Here is a 16,193-nt window from a genome sequence, read left to right on the forward strand (position 1 = left end):
ACCTCGGCATCGGCAAGGATGGCGAGCCGACCGAGAACTTCCAGCTCGGCATGGAGTTTCACGCCAAATACACGATCTTCGCCGAGGGCGCGCGCGGCCACCTCGGGCGCCAGCTGATCGAGCGCTTCCGTCTCGACGAGGGGCGAGCCCCGCAAAGCTACGCGATCGGCATCAAGGAGCTGTGGGAGATCGACCCCGCACGCCACCAGCCCGGCCTGGCGTTGCACAGCGCCGGCTGGCCGCTCGATGAAATGACCTACGGCGGATCCTTCCTCTACCACATGGAGGACAACAAAATGGTGGTCGGCTTCGTCGTCGGGCTCGACTACCAGAACCCCTACCTCAGCCCCTTCGAAGAGTTCCAGCGCTTCAAGACCCACCCCAACATCCGCTGGTATTTCGAGAACCGCCAGGGCGAGGTGACGGCGCGGCGGCTGGGTTACGGCGCGCGGGCGATCACCGCCGGCGGCCTGCTTTCGCTGCCCAAAACCGTGTTCCCGGGCGGTGCGCTCATCGGCTGCGAGGCGGGCTACCTCAACGCCAGCCGCATCAAAGGCAGCCACGCCGCCATCAAAACCGGCATGCTTGCTGCCGAGGCCGCCTTCGACGCACTCGGTGCGGGCCGCGCGCACGACGAGCTCAGCGCCTACCCGGAAGCGTTCGAGTCGAGCTGGCTGCACACCGAACTCAACAAAGCCCGCAACTTCAAGCAGTGGTTCAAAAAGGGCCGCAGCATCGGCACGCTGATGACCGGCATCGAGCAGTACGTGCTCAAGGGCGCCGTGCCGTGGACCATCCACCGCGACAAGCCCGACCATCTCGCGCTCAAGCCCGCGGCCGAGTGCAGCCCCATCGCCTACCCCAAGCCCGACGGCAAGCTGACCTTCGACCGGCTCTCGTCGGTCTTTCTGAGCAACACCAACCACGAGGAAAACCAGCCGCCGCATCTGACCCTCAAAGACCCCACGGTCCCTGTACGCATCAATCTGGCCGTTTATGCCGGGCCCGAAAGCCGCTACTGCCCTGCGGGGGTCTATGAGTTCGTTCCCGATGAGGCCCAGAGCGGCAACGCGCAGCGGCTGCAGATCAACGCACAGAACTGCGTGCACTGCAAAACCTGCGACATCAAAGACCCGACCCAAAACATCGTCTGGGTTACGCCCGAAGGTGGCGGCGGCCCGAACTACGTCGGCATGTAAACGCAACGCGGCCGGTGGCTGGCGCACCCGGCGCCATGCCTTCGGCTACACTGCGGACTTGCCAGGAGAGTGCTGCCGAGCCCGGCTTCAAGCCCGGCTGAAGCAGCCGCCGAAGGCGCAGGGAACTCCCCGAACGCTCAGGCAAAAGGACTGGCAAAGACGTCGCCCGAACGGCGGCGTCCCTCACTGGAGAGAGGCGGATCGACTCCGCCCACCGAAGGGGCAAGCGGTTCGCCTATCGTGGCGGCGCCGCCAATCTCTCAGGTAAAGCGGACAGCGAGGGCAGCGTCACCCGCCAGAACTGGCGGGCATTCTTGCCCTTGCCTTTGGAGACCGCGACCATGAGCCACCCCGCCGACGATACCCTGCGCCACACACCGCTGCATGCGCTGCATCTGCGCCTGGGCGCCCGCATGGTGCCCTTTGCCGGCTACGCGATGCCGGTGCAATACCCCGCGGGGCTGCTCGCCGAGCACCACCACACTCGTGAATCGGCCAGCCTGTTCGACGTCTCGCACATGGGCCAGCTCTCTCTGATCGGCCCGGATGCGGCGGCGGCGCTCGAGGCCCTCATCCCCATGGACGTGCTTGGCCTCGGGGTCGACCGGCAGCGCTATGGCCTGCTGCTCAACGACGCCGGCGGCATCATCGACGACCTGATGTTCGTCAACCGCGACGTCGCCCAGGGCGGTGACCTGTTCCTCATCGTCAACGGCGCATGCAAGCACGGTGACCTCGCGCATATTGCCGCGGGCATCGGACACCGCTGCACGATCCGGGTGCAGTTCGACCGCGCGCTGCTCGCGCTGCAAGGGCCACGCGCCGTCGATGCGCTGCGCCGGCTGCTGCCCGGTGTCGAAACCCTCGTCTTCATGACCGGCCGCGCGTTCGAGTGGAACGGCGCCGAACTCTACGTCACGCGCAGCGGCTACACCGGCGAGGACGGCTTCGAGATTTCGGTGCCCGCCGACGCGGCCGAGGGCTTGGCCCTGGCGCTGCTCGAGCAGCCCGAAGTTCGCCCCGCGGGCCTGGGCGCGCGCAATTCGCTACGCCTCGAAGCCGGCCTGCCGCTGTACGGCAACGACATCGACGCCACCACCAGCCCAGTCGAGGCAGGGCTGGCCTGGGCGATTCAGAAGGTTCGCCGCAGCGGCGGCGCGCGCGCGGGCGGATTCCCTGGGGCCGAGCGAGTGTTGGGCCAACTCGATGGGCGCATCCCGGTCGAGCGGCGGCGCGTCGGCCTCGTCGCCCAGGAACGCGTGCCGGTGCGCGAGCATGTCGGGCTCGAAAACTTCGACGGCCAGACGATCGGTGAGACGACGAGCGGGCTGCTCTCGCCCACGCTCAACACCCCGATCGCCATGGGCTATGTCGAAACCGATTACAGCGAGCCCGATACCGAAGTCTTCGCCATGGTGCGCGGCAAGCCCGTGCCCATGCGCGTGCGCCCCATGCCCTTCGTGCCCACGCGCTACCACCGCGGCTGAAAGCTCAAGACCCCCATTTCCCTTCTTCCCTCCCTTTCCCCCATCGCAAGGAGCCTCTCCATGAGCACGACCAAGTACACGCCCGACCACGAATGGATCCGCCTCGAGGGCGATGTCGCCACCGTCGGCATCACCCACCATGCGCAGGACGCGCTCGGCGACGTGGTGTTCGTCGAACTGCCCGAAGTGGGCAAGCACTACGCCGCCAAGAGCGTGGCCGGTGTGGTCGAGTCGGTCAAGGCGGCCGCCGACGTCTACATGCCGGCTTCGGGAACGATCGTTGAGGTCAACGAGGCGCTGCGCGCCGACCCGGCGCTGGCCAACACCGATCCGCTGGGCGCGGGCTGGTTCTTCAAGGTTCGACTCGACAACCCCGCCGAGCTCGACGCGCTGCTCGACGAGACCGCCTACGCCGCCCACGCCGCTGCCAGCCACTGAGCGCAAGTGAGCACATCTGAACGCCTCTGAGCACCTCTGACGGCAAACGCCCGCCCTGCTGCACCGCGAACCCGCACCGACCATGACAACCACCCCCGCCACGGCCCGCCTGGCCGACCTCGAGAATCCATCGGCCTTCGTCGCGCGCCACATCGGCCCGAGCCCCGAAGACGAAGCGCGCATGCTCGCCGCCATCGGCGAGCCCTCGCGGCAAGCCTTGATCGACGCCATCGTCCCGCCCGCGATCGCGCGCCCCAGCCCCATGACGCTGCCGGACGCCGTCGATGAAGCCCAGGCGCTCGAGGAACTGCGCGCCATCGCGCGCAAGAACCGCGTGCTCAAGAGCTACATCGGTCAGGGCTATTACGGCACGCACACGCCCGGCGTGATCCTGCGCAACATTCTCGAAAACCCCGCCTGGTACACCGCCTACACGCCGTACCAGGCCGAGATCTCGCAGGGCCGCATGGAGGCGCTGGTCAACTTCCAGACCATGGTGGCCGAACTCACGGCGATGGACATTGCCAATGCCTCCATGCTCGACGAGGCCACGGCTGCGGCCGAGGCCATGACCCTGGCCAAGCGCTCGGTCAAGGCGCGCGGCTCCGTCTTCATCGTCAGCGGCGAATGCCACCCGCAAACGATCGAGGTCATCCGCACCCGGGCCGAGCCGCTGGGCATTTTGGTGCGCGTCGTGCACTCGGCCGACGAGTGGCAAGCCGCGCTGGCGAGCGACGACTATTTCGCGGCGATCAACCAATACCCGGGCAGCAGCGGCTGGCTCGCCGACTGGCAAGCCTCAGCCGATCAGATTCACGCCCGGCAAGCGGCCTTCATCCTGGCGGCCGATCTGCTCGCGCTTACGCTGCTCAAGGCGCCGGGTGAGATGGGCGCCGACATCGTGGTGGGCAGCACGCAGCGCTTTGGCATGCCCATGGGCGCGGGCGGCCCGCATGCCGCCTTCATGGCCTGCCGCGACGCCTTCAAGCGTTCCATGCCTGGGCGGCTGGTGGGCGTGAGCGTCGACGCGCACGGCCAACCGGCCTACCGGCTCGCGCTGCAAACGCGCGAGCAGCACATCCGCCGCGAGAAGGCAACGAGCAACATCTGCACCGCGCAGGTGCTGCCCGCGGTGGTGGCGAGCATGTATGCGGTCTACCACGGCCCCGAAGGGCTGGCACGCATCGCCGAGCGCATCGCGCGCTACACCGGCGTCCTGGCTGCGGGACTGCGCCAACTGGGGGTGCGCGTGGCGCACGCAACGGGTTTCGACACCCTGCTGCTCGAGCTCGGCTCACCCGAAGCCGCGGCCGCCTTGCATGCGCGCGCCGTCGATCGCGGCATGAACCTGCGCCGCTACACCGGCGAGCGGGCGTCGTGCGTGGGCATCAGCCTCGATGAAACCACGACGCGCGAGGATCTGCACGCGCTCTGGTCGCTGTTCGCCAACGAAGGCCAGCCGCTGCCGGATGTGGACGCGCTCGCCGAGTCGGCGGGCACGCGGATTCCGCCCTCGCTGCGGCGCACCAGCGCCTACCTCACGCATCCGGTTTTCCATCGTTTCCACAGCGAAACCGCGATGCTGCGCTACATCCGGGCGCTCTCGGACAAAGACCTCGCGCTCGACCGCAGCATGATTCCGCTGGGCTCCTGCACCATGAAGCTCAACGCCACGGCCGAGATGATTCCGATCACCTGGCCAGAATTCGCGCAGGTGCATCCGTTCGCCCCAGCCGACCAGTTGGCCGGCTATGCCGAACTCGATGCGCAGCTTCGCCAGTGGCTCTGCGAGGCCACCGGCTACCACGCGATCAGCCTGCAGCCCAACGCCGGCTCGCAGGGCGAATACGCCGGCATGCTCGCCATCCGCGCCTGGCAGGCTGCACGCGGGCAGCCGCAGCGCAACATCTGCCTCATTCCCGCCAGCGCCCACGGCACCAACCCCGCGTCGGCCGCGATGGCGGGCTTTGAAGTCGTCGTCGTCGCCTGCGACGCCCGCGGCAACGTCGACATGGCCGACCTCGAAGCCAAGTGCGCGCAATACAGCGATCGCCTCGGCGCGATCATGATCACCTACCCCAGCACCCACGGCGTGTTCGAAACCACGGTCAGCGAGCTCTGTGCGCTGGTGCACCGCCACGGCGGCCGGGTGTATGTGGACGGCGCGAACATGAACGCGCTCGTGGGCGTGGCCGCACCGGGCGCCTTCGGCGGTGACGTGAGCCACCTCAACCTGCACAAGACCTTCTGCATCCCGCACGGCGGTGGGGGCCCCGGCGTGGGGCCGGTGTGCGTGGTCGAAGACCTCGCGCCCTACCTGCCCGGCCACGCCACGGCCGCCGCTGCCGGTACCTGCCTCGGCGCTGCGCCCTTGGCCAGCGGCGCAGCGGGTACCGCCATGGGCATCGGAGCCGTCAGCGCGGCACCGCTGGGCAACGCCGCCGTGCTGCCGATTTCCTGGATGTACATCCGCATGATGGGGGCCGAGGGGCTGCGCCGCGCGACCGAGACGGCCATCCTCTCGGCCAACTACATCAGCGCGCGGCTGCGCGCGCACTACCCCACGCTCTACGCCAGCGAAAACGGCCATGTCGCGCATGAGTGCATCCTCGACCTGCGCGGCCTCAAGGAAACCAGCGGCGTGATGGCCGAGGACGTGGCCAAGCGGCTCATGGACTACGGCTTCCATGCGCCGACGCTGTCCTTCCCCGTGCCCAACACGCTGATGGTCGAACCCACGGAGAGCGAACCGCTCGCCGAACTCGACCGCTTCATCGACGCCATGATCGCCATCCGCGAGGAAATCCGCCAGGTCGAGACGGGCGTGTGGCCGCGCGAGGACAACCCGCTGAAGAATGCGCCGCACACCGCGCACAGCCTGCTCGCCGCCGACTGGCCCCACCCGTACCCGCGCGAGGTGGGTGCGGCGCTGCACGCGCGCACCGCCGTGCCCGGCGCGATGAAATTCTGGCCCGCCGTGGGCCGGGTGGACAACGTCTACGGCGACCGCAACCTGTTCTGCAGTTGCGTCCCGGTGGAAGCCTGGGCCGAAGCGAGCCCTGAAGCCTGCCCCGAGACCGAGGCGGCGGCCGCGGCGCGCTGAGCATCCCCCGAGTCCGCCATGGATGTCCTGCTGCTCTTGCTGCTGGCCGGCGCCGGGCTGCAGCTCGTCAACCGGCAGCAGCAGCGCACCCGCGTGCAGCTGCTGGCCGAGAGCTTCGCGCCCTTGGACATCCAGCGGCTGACCGAAACGCTGCTGCGCGGCTATTTGAGTGCCTTGGACTTGCCCGTAGGAGAGCCGCGCGAAACGCGCTGGCGCCAGCTGATCCCGCTGGAGCAAGCCCTAGCCGAGCGCCTCAGCCAGTTCGCCGCGGCCTTTGGCGCACGCAGCGCCACCGAAACCCGGGTCAGCACGCTGCCGCTCGCACTGCCCGCGGCGCACCGCTGGTGGCCGACCGCGAGCTTCGACCTGCGCCGCGCCTTCGACATCCACGCCCGCGGCCTGCAGCGCGCGCTGCAGGTCGACGGCGGCGCGCCCACGCGCGACCGCGCCTACACCCTCATGGCCGAGTTGCTGCTGCTGCAGTTCAGCTGCCACTGGTTCTGCCGCTCGCGCGCCGTCGCCACCGCCCGCCTCGTCGCGCTGCACCAGACCACGCCCGCGGAGGTGCTCGCCGCCGTCACCCCGGCCACGCGGGAAGACTATCGGGCACTTACGGGTTTGCGCTCGTAGGCCCGCGCCTGCAGCGCGAGCGCATCCCTCGCCAGCGCCCCACCGATGATTTCGTGGCTGAGCCACTCGACATCCACAGGCGCGGCACCCCAGCCAGCGGCGCCCAGCGCGAAGAACAGCGGCAGAAAGTGTTCGTCGCTGGGATGGGCGCGGGCAGCCTCGGGGGCGCGTATGTCCCAGTGCAGCAGCGCATCGACGTCGACACGACGCACCGCGTCTTCCACGTAACCGCGAAAAGCCTCCACGTAGGGCAATGGCGCGTCGGCGCGGCCGGCGCCACCGAAAAAGTCCTGCAAGTTGTGCGTCATGCTGCCCGACCCGATGAGCAGTACGCCGTGCGCGGTCCAGTCAGAGAGCGCCCGCCCCAGTGCGTACACCCCCGCCGCCGCCACTGCCGGCAAGGAAAGCTGTACCACCGGCACGTCGGCTGCGGGAAACAAATGCATCAAAGGCACCCAGGCCCCGTGGTCGAAGGGTCGCCGCGGGTCAGCGTGCGCGTTCAGACCTGCCGCCCGGAGGCTTTGCAACACCCCCTGCGCCAAACCGGGGTCTCCAGGCGCCGGATATTGCAGCGCATACAACTCGGGCGGAAAGCCGCCGAAGTCATGCCAGGTCTGCGGCTGCGCAGCCGTCATGACCGTGGGCCCACGCGTCATCCAATGCGCTGAGGCGAGCACGATGCCCCGAGGGCGCAACGGCAGCCGCGCCGCCCAGGCCCGCAAGGCCGCCCCGGTCTGCCCGGGCTCGAGCGCGAACATCGGCGAGCCATGGCTCACGAACAGCGTGGGCAGACGCGTGCTTCCGCTCGTTGGTTTGGCCGCAGGGGCCGCCGCAGTCTCCGCCCGATCCTGCACCGGACGCGCGTGGGTGTTCATACGCGCCAACATCGCCCGATCCTGCGGGACTCACGCAGCCAACTGCGCCAGCCCGTCGATGGCCAGCGCGTAACCGATGACGCCAAAGCCGGCCATGACGGCACGCGCGGCCGGCGCGATGAAGCTGTGATGGCGGAAAGCCTCGCGCGCATGAACGTTGCTGATGTGCAGCTCGATGAGCGTCAGGCCCGTGCCCTTGATGGCGTCGTGCAGCGCGATGCTGGTGTGGGTGTAGGCGCCCGCATTGAGCACGGCCCCAAGCGCCGTGCCCGCAGCTTGCGCGCGGCCGGCTTCATGCAGCCAATCGACGAGCACGCCCTCGTGGTTGGTCTGCCGAAAATCGAGCATGAGGCCGTGGCGCGCACACGCGGCCTCGCACAGCCGCTGCACATCGGACAGCGTCGCGGAGCCGTACACCGCGGGCTCGCGCGTGCCGAGCAGGTTGAGGTTGGGGCCGTTGAAGACGTAGACGGTTTTCATGGGGCGTTGGGGGTGCTTCGGGTGCAATCCGTAGGCTGCGCCACACAGTGTACGTCGCGTGATCACCGACGACCGGTGACGCCATTTCGAGAGCGCACGATCGCCATCGTGCGCGCCGTCTGCCGCCAGACCTGAACCGCGCAGCCGGTTGCTATGATCGATGTAGCAACCGCAGCCCAGAACACGCTGGCAAGGCCGTATTTTTGGCTCAAGACGCCGCCGCCCAAGCCGCCCACCACCCCCGGCACGCCGTAGGCGAGGACGGTGTAGAGCGCCTGGCCCCGCCCCCGCAGCCGGCCGGGGAAGTGGTGCGACAGCAGCGCGATGCAGCTCGTGTGGTGCGCGGCGAAGGTCAGCGCGTGCAGCGCCTGCGCGAACAGCAGCACCCACAGCACATCGGCCCATTGCGCGGTGAGCGCCATGCGCAGCGCCATCGCGGCCGAAGACAGCACCAGCCAGGCCGACAGGCTCAGCCGCGGCAGCCAGCGCGCCTGGGTGTAGAACCAGCCGATCTCGACCACCACCGACAGCGCCCAAAGCAGACCGATCAGGGTCTTGGGGTAGCCCAGCGCGTCGAGGTAGAGCGAGAAGAACACATACACCGCGATGTGCGACAGCACATGAAAGAAAGCCGCTGCGAAGAACCAGCGCACCAGCGGCTGCGCGAGCACCGGCGCGATGGGCACGCGCGCCTCATGCGCGGGTAAGGCTTCCTTGAGGTCGGGCAGGCTCCAGACGCTGGCGGCGACGGCGGCGAGCGTGAGCACCGTCCAGACGGCAAAGCTGCCCATGCCAAAGCGCTGGAACCAAGCGCCCGCCGCCAGCACCGTGACGAGGAACCCGAGCGAGCCCCAGAGCCGCACGCGCCCGTAGCGCCGTGCATCGAACGCGCCACCCGCGCTGACCAGATGCGCGAGCGCCGCCTCGCTCATGGGCATCATGGAACTCGTGTGGGTGAACAGCAGCAGCAACACCAGCCCCAGCGCCCACGGGGACAGCGGCACGAACAGCGCGAACGACACCAGCAGCGCCACCGTGGCGCTGTAGCGCAGCAGCTTGACGCGCTCGCCCGTGTGGTCCGACAGCCAGCCCCAGCCATAGGGCGCAAACAGCCGGGTCGCCGACTGCACCGAGCTCAGCACGCTGATGACGAACAGCCCGTAGCCCAGGTCTTTGAGCCACAGCGGCAGGTAGGGGTTGAAGAATCCGATGTGCGCGAAATAGCTGGCCGAGAGCGCTGCAAACGGCAGCAGCTGGCGCCGCTCAGCCACGCGGCGCAGCCGCCGGGATGGGCGGCACGCGATGCTGCACGTCGCCGCACTGCGCGCGGTGGCGCAGCGCGTGGTCCATCACCACCAGGGCGAGCAAGGCCTCCAGAATGGGCGCGGCGCGGATGCCCACACAGGGGTCGTGGCGGCCCTTCGTGATGACTTCAGTCGGTGCGCCGTTGGCGTCGATGGTCGGCCGCGGAATGAGGATGGAACTGGTCGGCTTGATCGCCACCGACACCTCGATGTCCTGCCCGGTGCTGATGCCGCCGAGCACGCCGCCGGCCTTGTTGCCAACGAAACCTTCGGGCGTGAGCGCGTCGCCGTGGGTGGAGCCGTAATCGGCCACGCTGGCAAAGCCCGCGCCGATCTCGACGCCCTTGACGGCGTTGAGGCCCATCATGGCGTGGGCGATGTCGGCATCGAGCTTGTCGTAGATCGGCTCGCCCAGGCCTGCGGGCACGCCGGTCGCGACCACGCGCAGCCGCGCGCCGCAGGAGTCGCCACGCTTGCGCAGCGCATTCATGTAGTCCTCCAGCGCCGAGACGTCCGCCACCGGCGCGAAGAAGGGGTTGTTGGGCACATGGTCCCAGCTCTCAAAGCCGATGGGAAGCTCGCCGAGCTGCGTCATGCAGGCGTGAAAGGTCGTGCCGTACTTTTCCCGCAGCCACTTCTTCGCCACCGCACCCGCGGCCACCGTGGGCGCGGTCAGCCGGGCCGAGGAGCGGCCGCCGCCGCGGGGATCGCGGATGCCGTACTTGCGCCAGTAGGTGTAGTCGGCGTGCCCCGGGCGGAAGGTCTCGGTGAGGTTGCCGTAGTCCTTGCTGCGCTGGTCGGTGTTGCGGATGAGCAGCGCAATGGGCGTGCCGGTGGTGCGGCCCTCGAACACGCCAGAGAGGATTTCCACCGCGTCGGCCTCGTTGCGCTGCGTGACGAACTTGCTGGTGCCGGGGCGGCGACGGTCCAGATCGTGTTGAATGTCGGCCTCGCTCAAAGCCATGCCCGGCGGGCAGCCGTCGATCACGCAGCCGATGGCCGGGCCGTGCGATTCGCCAAAATTCGTGACACAAAACAGGGTGCCGATGGTGTTGCCGCTCATGCGCGGGATTATCCCGCAGGGCGGGCGGCCCAGCTGGCGCGCGGGGTGGCTGCGCCCTCGCCCGCGGGTTCGTCCTCGGGCCAGTCGCGGATGTAGGCCTTGAGCATGCGGTTTTCGAAGTTCTGGCTTTCGACGACGGCGCGGGCGACGTCGTAGAAGCTGATCACGCCCATGAGTACACCGGCGTCCATCACCGGCATGTAGCGGGTGTGGCGCTCGAGCATCATGGGGCGTACTTCGTCGAGTTCGGTCTCGGGGGTGCAGGTCATGGGGTGGTCGTCCATGACCGAGCCAACCCGCACCTCGCCCACGCTGCCACCGTTTTTGGCGATGGTGTCGATGACCTCGCGGAAGGTGAGCATGCCCACCAGTTCGCCGTGCTCCATCACGGCGAGCGAGCCGATGTCGAACTCGGCCATGGTCTCGACGGCGCGCTTGAGGCTCTCGTCGGGCGTGACGGTGTAGAGCGTGCCGCCTTTGACGCGTAGGATGTCGCTGACTTTCATGGGGGCCTCCGGACTGCTGTTGTCGCCGAAGCGGCGAAAGAACGAAGTCAATATAGCCCACAATCCACACCAAAAACAGCACGGCAAACCCCGGGGCACGACTGGCCGCCGCGGGATTGCCTCCCCGAGGAGCACCCATGCCCGGCTATTCCGACCCCGGCTTCGACACCCTGGCGCTGCACGCCGGCGCCGCCCCCGACCCGAGCACCGGCGCGCGCGCCGTGCCGATCCATCTGACGACTTCGTTCGTTTTCGAGTCGAGCGACCATGCCGCCTCGCTGTTCAACCTCGAGCGCGCGGGCCATGTCTACAGCCGCATCAGCAACCCCACCAACGCGGTGCTGGAGCAGCGCGTGGCTGCGCTCGAAGGCGGCATCGGGGGCATCACCACGGCGAGCGGCCAGGCGGCGCTGCATCTGGCCATTGCCACGCTCATGGGCGCGGGCAGCCACATCGTGGCCAGCACGGCGCTCTATGGTGGCAGCCAGAACCTGTTGCACTACACGCTGCGGCGCTTCGGGATCGAGACCAGCTTCGTCAAGCCCGGCGATATCGACGGCTGGCGCGCGGCGGTGCGGCCGAACACGCGGCTGTTTTTCGGCGAGACGCTGGGCAACCCGGGGCTGGACGTGCTCGACATCCCCACCGTGGCCGAAATCGCGCATGCCGCGCGGGTGCCGCTGCTGGTGGACAGCACGCTGACGACGCCCTACCTGATCCAGCCGTTCGAACTCGGCGCCGATCTGGTCTATCACTCGGCGACCAAGTTCCTCAGCGGCCACGGCACGGTGATCGGCGGCGTGGTGGTCGACGGCGGCCGCTTCGATTGGGACGCGAGCGGGAAATTCCCCGAGCTGACCGAGCCCTACGAGGGCTTTCATGGCATGACCTTCAGCGAGGAGAGCACGGTCGGTGCCTTTTTGCTGCGCGCGCGCCGCGAGGGCCTGCGCGACTTCGGCGCCTGCATGAGCCCGCACAGCGCGTGGCTGATTCTGCAGGGCATCGAAACGCTGCCGCTGCGCATGGAGCGGCACATCGCCAACACCGAAAAGGTGGTGCAGTTTCTGGCGAGCCAGCCGCTGGTGGCGCGCGTGGGGCATCCGCTGCTCGAATCGCACCCGAGCCATGCGCTGGCCGAGCGGCTGCTCAAGCACGGCGCGCGGGGTGCGGGTTCGGTGTTCAGCTTCGACATCCGCGGCTCGCGCGCGCAGGGCCAGGCGTTCATCGAAGCGCTCAAGCTCTTCAGCCACCTCGCCAACGTCGGCGACTGCCGCAGCCTGGTCATCCACCCGGCCAGCACCACGCACTTTCGCATGAGCGACGAGGCACTGGCCGCCGCAGGCATCGGCCCGGGCACGATCCGGCTCTCGATCGGGCTGGAAGACCCGGACGACCTGATCGACGACCTCAAGCGCGCGCTCAGGGCCGCAGAAAAGGCAGGTGCATGATGAAGCTGACCGTCAACGGCGCCACCACCTACGGCTACACCGGCGGCAAGGCCTTCGATGCGGCCAAGCCCACCGTGGTGTTCATCCACGGCGTGCTCAATGACCACAGCGTGTGGATCTTGCAAACCCGCTACCTCGCGCATCATGGCTACAACGTGCTGGCGGTGGATCTGCCCGGGCACGGCCAGAGCGAGGGCGAGGCGCCGGCGAGCGTGGAGCAGGCGGCGGACTTCATCACCGCCTTGCTCGACGCCGCGGGCGTGGCGCGCGCGGCGCTGGTGGGGCACAGCTGGGGCTCGCTCATCGCGCTCGAAGCCGCCGCCCGCCTGGGCGAGCGCGTGACGCATCTGGTGTTGGTCGGCACGGCCTCACCGATGCGGGTGTCACCCGCGCTGCTCGAGGCGTCGCAACACGACCCCGAGGCCGCGATCAAGCTGGTCAACGTGTTCAGCCGCAGCACGCTCGCGCCGCCGCCATCGCCGCTCGGGCCCGGCACCTGGGTGTTTGGAGCGGGCATGGCGCTCGGGCGGCGCGTGCTCGAACGCAACCGCGCGGTCAACGTGTTCCAGCGCGGCTTCCTCGCCTGCGACCGCTACCGCGGCGCGGAGGATGCGATCGAGCGCGTGCGCTGCCCAGTGCTGTTCCTGCTCGGCCGGCTCGACCAGATGACGCCGCCCAAGGCCGCGCAGGGACTGATCGACCGCGCACGTGCCGCCGGCAAGACCCCCCACACCGTGCTGCTCGACGTGGGGCACAACCAGATGACCGAGGCGCCTGACGCGACGCTGTTTGCCATCCGCGACTTTCTGCAATCCTGAAGAGCGCCGGGGGCCGCACGACCCGCGGCTGCTCGCGCGCCGTCACGCGAGCCGATTCCGCGTCGTGCTCACTCCTGATTTGAGAGCAAGTCCGCCGCTTTCCATGCCGGCAAACCCGCTTTTTTCCTGAAATTTTCGACGCTCGGGGCCGGTGCGAGCAGCAGCGCATCGATCAACGGCAAAGCCGGTGTGTGCGCCAGGTCGATCAGCAGCGCGTCGCGGCCATCTTCGAGCGCGGCCACCCAGCCGAGATCGGCGAGCGCGTCGACGACCGGCTCGAGTTCGAGCGGATCGACCCGCAGCCGCTGCGCGAGTTCTCCAATCGCCACAGCCCCCTCGCCGCGCCGGCGCGCCGCCGCCAGTTCGTCGACGGCTTCGACCGCAAGCCGGAATTTCCAGCCCGGCTGCCCGGCGCGATGCTGCACGCGCGCCTGCAAGGCCGGCAAATACGCGGCAATCACCGCGCCCATGAGCACGACGAGCCAGAGCACGTAGATCCACAGCAACAGAATCGGCACCGCGGCAAAGGCGCCGTAGATCGCCGACATGCCCGGCATGGCCTTCAAGTACCAGGCCAGCAGCCGCTTGGCCAGCTCCAGCCCGACACCGACGAACACCGCGCCCGCGAACGCATGGCGCCAGCGCACCGAAGTGTGGGGCACGAAACGATAGAGCGCGGCCATTGTCATCACGCTCAAACCGAAGCCGAGCAGACTGAGCATCCCTTGGACGACGCCCGCCGGCGCCTGCACCCAGCCCCGAGAGAGCGTGGTCGCATACGAGCCGAGCGCCAGCAGCGTTGCCAGTGCCAGCGGCCCAAGCGTCAGCACGGCCCAGTAAATCACCAGGCGTTGGGCATAAGGCCGAGGCCGACGCACCCGCCAGATGGCGTTGAGCGTGCGGTCGATCGTGAACACCAGGGACAAGGCCGAGCCCACGAAAAACGCGAAGCCCACCGCACCCACCCGGCTGGCTTTGGCGGCAAACTGCTCGAGCGCGCCGAGCACTTGCTGGGAAATGGCCGGCGGAAACAGCCGCTCGGCCAACCACTGCTGCAACAAGCCTTGCAGTTTGGAAAACGCAGGGAACGCCGAAAACACCGCGAGCAGCACGGTGAAGAGCGGCACGAGCGCAATCACCGTGGTGAACGTCAGGCTGCCGGCGGTCAGGGCAAGGCGATCTTCCCGCACGCGCGCGCGCAGGGTTTGCAGGGTCGCCATCCAAGGAAAGCGCCGCAGCCGCTCGGGCGTCGGCCACCAAATGGGTAGGTTCATGAAAGCTATGATGCCATCGAAGATGCTGATGAACCGCCCGCCCCCCTCCCCCCTTCCCTTGGCCGTGCGCTTGTCCCGTTGGACGGCTGCGGCCAGCCTGCTGGCCTTGATCGGCCTGTGTCTGGCCTGGGAGCTCTGGCTTGCGCCGCTGCGGCCCGGTGGCTCGTGGCTCGCGCTCAAAGCGTTGCCGCTGTGCCTGCCGCTCGTGGGCCTGCTCAAGCAGCGCCTCTATACCTACCGCTGGGTCAGCCTGATGGTTTGGCTCTACTTCACCGAGGGCGTGGTGCGCGCCTGGAGCGACCCCTGGCCCAGCCGCGGCTGGGCCGGCGTCGAGATTGCGCTGAGCCTGCTGCTGTTCGTCGCCTGCGTGGCGCATGTGCGGCTGCGGCTGCGCGGCGCGGCAACGCGGGCTGCGGCCGCCGCTGAGCGATCCCCTTGAACACCACATCCCGACACCGATGAACCTGCCGTCCGACCCCGCCACCCGCGAACTGCTCGATGCGCTGCGCCACATCGTCGGGGCCGCGCAGGTGTACACCGACGGTGACTTGACCGCGTTCGAACGCGACTGGCGCGGCCGCGTGCGTGGCCGCGCGCTGGCCGTCGTGCGCCCCGGGACCACGGACGAAGTCGCCGCCGTCGTGCGCGCCTGCCGCGCCGCACAGGCCGCCACTGGCGTGAGCCTCGTGCCCCAAGGAGGGAACACCGGCCTGTCCGTGGGCGGCGTGCCCGATGCCAGCGGCCGGCAAATCGTGCTGAGCCTGCAGCGCATGACGGCGGTGCGCGCGCTCGATGCGGCCAACGCCAGCCTCACGGTCGAGGCGGGCTGCCCGCTGCAGCATGTGCAAGAGGCCGCCGAGGACGCCGGCTTTCTGTTCCCCTTGAGTTTGGCGTCCGAGGGCAGTTGCACCATCGGCGGCAATCTCGCAACCAACGCCGGCGGCACCCAGGTGCTGCGCTACGGCAACGCACGCGCGCTGTGCCTGGGGCTCGAGGTGGTCACCGCGACCGGCGAGGTCTGGCACGGGCTCTCCGGCCTGCGCAAGAACAACACCGGCTACGACCTGCGTGACCTGTTCGTCGGCAGCGAAGGCACGCTGGGCATCATCACCGCGGCCACGCTGGCGCTGTTTCCTTTGCCCGCGGCGCGCATCACCGCCTGGGCCAGCGTGCCCACGTTTGACGCGGCGGTGGCGCTGCTCGGCCGGGCGCGGCAAGGACTCGACGCGGGCTTGACGGCGTTCGAGCTGATGAGCAGCTTTGCGCTCGGCCTGGTCGAGCGGCATTTCCCGCAGCTCGAGGTGCCGCTGTCGGGCGGCGCGCCGTGGTTCGTGCTGCTCGAACTCAGCGACGCCGAGTCCGAGGCCCATGCGGCGGCGCGCTTCGAGGCGCTGCTCGAGCCCGCGCTGGCCGAGGGCTGCGTACTCGACGCGGTGGTGGCGGGCAACCTGAACCAGTCGCGCCACCTGTGGCATCTGCGCGAAAGTATCCCGCTCGCGCAGGCACAGGAAGGGCTCAACGTCAAGCACGACATCGCCGTGCCGATCTCGCGTATGGCCGACTTCATC

15 protein-coding genes and 2 riboswitches are annotated in these 16,193 nt (G+C 68.8%); of the genes, 9 read left to right on the plus strand and 6 right to left on the minus strand.

The window, feature by feature from the left end; all coding sequences use genetic code 11:
* The 5 genes from JHC36_RS03255 to JHC36_RS03275 form a co-directional block, all read left to right on the plus strand.
* A partial coding sequence (locus JHC36_RS03255; protein WP_287915797.1) for an electron transfer flavoprotein-ubiquinone oxidoreductase occupies positions 1 to 1,199 on the plus strand: 1,199 nt, incomplete at its 5' end.
* A gap of 52 nt (positions 1,200 to 1,251) precedes the next feature.
* Positions 1,252 to 1,362, plus strand: a riboswitch (glycine riboswitch).
* A gap of 13 nt (positions 1,363 to 1,375) precedes the next feature.
* A riboswitch (glycine riboswitch) is annotated at positions 1,376 to 1,486 on the plus strand.
* A gap of 54 nt (positions 1,487 to 1,540) precedes the next feature.
* The gene (gcvT, locus tag JHC36_RS03260; protein WP_287915800.1) at positions 1,541 to 2,686 is read left to right on the plus strand and encodes a glycine cleavage system aminomethyltransferase GcvT; all 1,146 of its coding nucleotides are present in this window, start codon (positions 1,541 to 1,543) and stop codon (positions 2,684 to 2,686) included.
* 60 nt (positions 2,687 to 2,746) lie between these two features.
* On the plus strand, positions 2,747 to 3,124 hold the full coding sequence (gcvH, locus tag JHC36_RS03265) for a glycine cleavage system protein GcvH (protein WP_287915803.1): 378 nt from the start codon (positions 2,747 to 2,749) through the stop codon (positions 3,122 to 3,124).
* Positions 3,125 to 3,206: 82 nt separating this feature from the next.
* Entirely contained in the window at positions 3,207 to 6,227 is a 3,021-nt protein-coding gene (gcvP, locus tag JHC36_RS03270; protein ID WP_287915806.1) for an aminomethyl-transferring glycine dehydrogenase, read from the plus strand.
* Between the two features lie 18 nt (positions 6,228 to 6,245).
* Entirely contained in the window at positions 6,246 to 6,857 is a 612-nt protein-coding gene (locus JHC36_RS03275; RefSeq protein ID WP_287915809.1) for a hypothetical protein, read from the plus strand.
* Here JHC36_RS03275 and JHC36_RS03280 read toward each other — a convergent pair.
* The 5 genes from JHC36_RS03280 to JHC36_RS03300 form a co-directional block, all read right to left on the minus strand.
* Positions 6,827 to 7,744, minus strand: coding sequence for a DODA-type extradiol aromatic ring-opening family dioxygenase (locus JHC36_RS03280; RefSeq protein WP_287915812.1), 918 nt, complete (start codon positions 7,742 to 7,744; stop codon positions 6,827 to 6,829). The two genes, JHC36_RS03275 and JHC36_RS03280, sit on opposite strands and share 31 nt — an antisense overlap.
* Before the next feature lie 18 nt (positions 7,745 to 7,762).
* A complete protein-coding gene (locus tag JHC36_RS03285; RefSeq protein ID WP_287915815.1) occupies positions 7,763 to 8,212 on the minus strand; it encodes a type II 3-dehydroquinate dehydratase in 450 nt (149 codons plus the stop codon).
* Positions 8,213 to 8,274: 62 nt separating this feature from the next.
* Positions 8,275 to 9,483, minus strand: a complete 1,209-nt coding sequence (locus tag JHC36_RS03290; protein WP_287915817.1) for an MFS transporter — start codon at positions 9,481 to 9,483, stop codon at positions 8,275 to 8,277.
* The gene (aroC, locus tag JHC36_RS03295) at positions 9,476 to 10,579 is read right to left on the minus strand and encodes a chorismate synthase (protein ID WP_287915820.1); all 1,104 of its coding nucleotides are present in this window, start codon (positions 10,577 to 10,579) and stop codon (positions 9,476 to 9,478) included. The genes JHC36_RS03290 and aroC overlap by 8 nt, the downstream gene beginning before the upstream one ends.
* Before the next feature lie 8 nt (positions 10,580 to 10,587).
* A complete protein-coding gene (locus JHC36_RS03300; protein ID WP_287915823.1) occupies positions 10,588 to 11,085 on the minus strand; it encodes a CBS domain-containing protein in 498 nt (165 codons plus the stop codon).
* 137 nt (positions 11,086 to 11,222) lie between these two features.
* Between JHC36_RS03300 and JHC36_RS03305 the strand changes: the two genes are divergently transcribed.
* Together JHC36_RS03305 and JHC36_RS03310 are read left to right on the plus strand one after the other, a co-directional pair.
* Complete coding sequence (locus tag JHC36_RS03305) at positions 11,223 to 12,533, plus strand: O-acetylhomoserine aminocarboxypropyltransferase (RefSeq protein ID WP_124223301.1); 1,311 nt, start codon at positions 11,223 to 11,225, stop codon at positions 12,531 to 12,533.
* Complete coding sequence (locus JHC36_RS03310; protein ID WP_287915836.1) at positions 12,533 to 13,351, plus strand: alpha/beta fold hydrolase; 819 nt, start codon at positions 12,533 to 12,535, stop codon at positions 13,349 to 13,351. The genes JHC36_RS03305 and JHC36_RS03310 overlap by 1 nt, the downstream gene beginning before the upstream one ends.
* Before the next feature lie 68 nt (positions 13,352 to 13,419).
* Here the strand turns inward: JHC36_RS03310 and JHC36_RS03315 are convergent, their stop codons facing one another.
* Positions 13,420 to 14,625 (minus strand): YihY family inner membrane protein, encoded by a 1,206-nt coding sequence (locus JHC36_RS03315; protein WP_124223298.1) that lies wholly within the window; start codon positions 14,623 to 14,625, stop codon positions 13,420 to 13,422.
* Between the two features lie 28 nt (positions 14,626 to 14,653).
* Between JHC36_RS03315 and JHC36_RS03320 the strand changes: the two genes are divergently transcribed.
* Entirely contained in the window at positions 14,654 to 15,064 is a 411-nt protein-coding gene (locus JHC36_RS03320; RefSeq protein WP_287915830.1) for a DUF2069 domain-containing protein, read from the plus strand.
* Between the two features lie 19 nt (positions 15,065 to 15,083).
* A partial coding sequence (locus JHC36_RS03325) for an FAD-binding oxidoreductase (RefSeq protein ID WP_287915833.1) occupies positions 15,084 to 16,193 on the plus strand: 1,110 nt, incomplete at its 3' end.

The organism is Tibeticola sp. (assembly GCF_022759015.1).
Lineage (GTDB): Bacteria > Pseudomonadota > Gammaproteobacteria > Burkholderiales > Burkholderiaceae_C > Tibeticola > Tibeticola sediminis.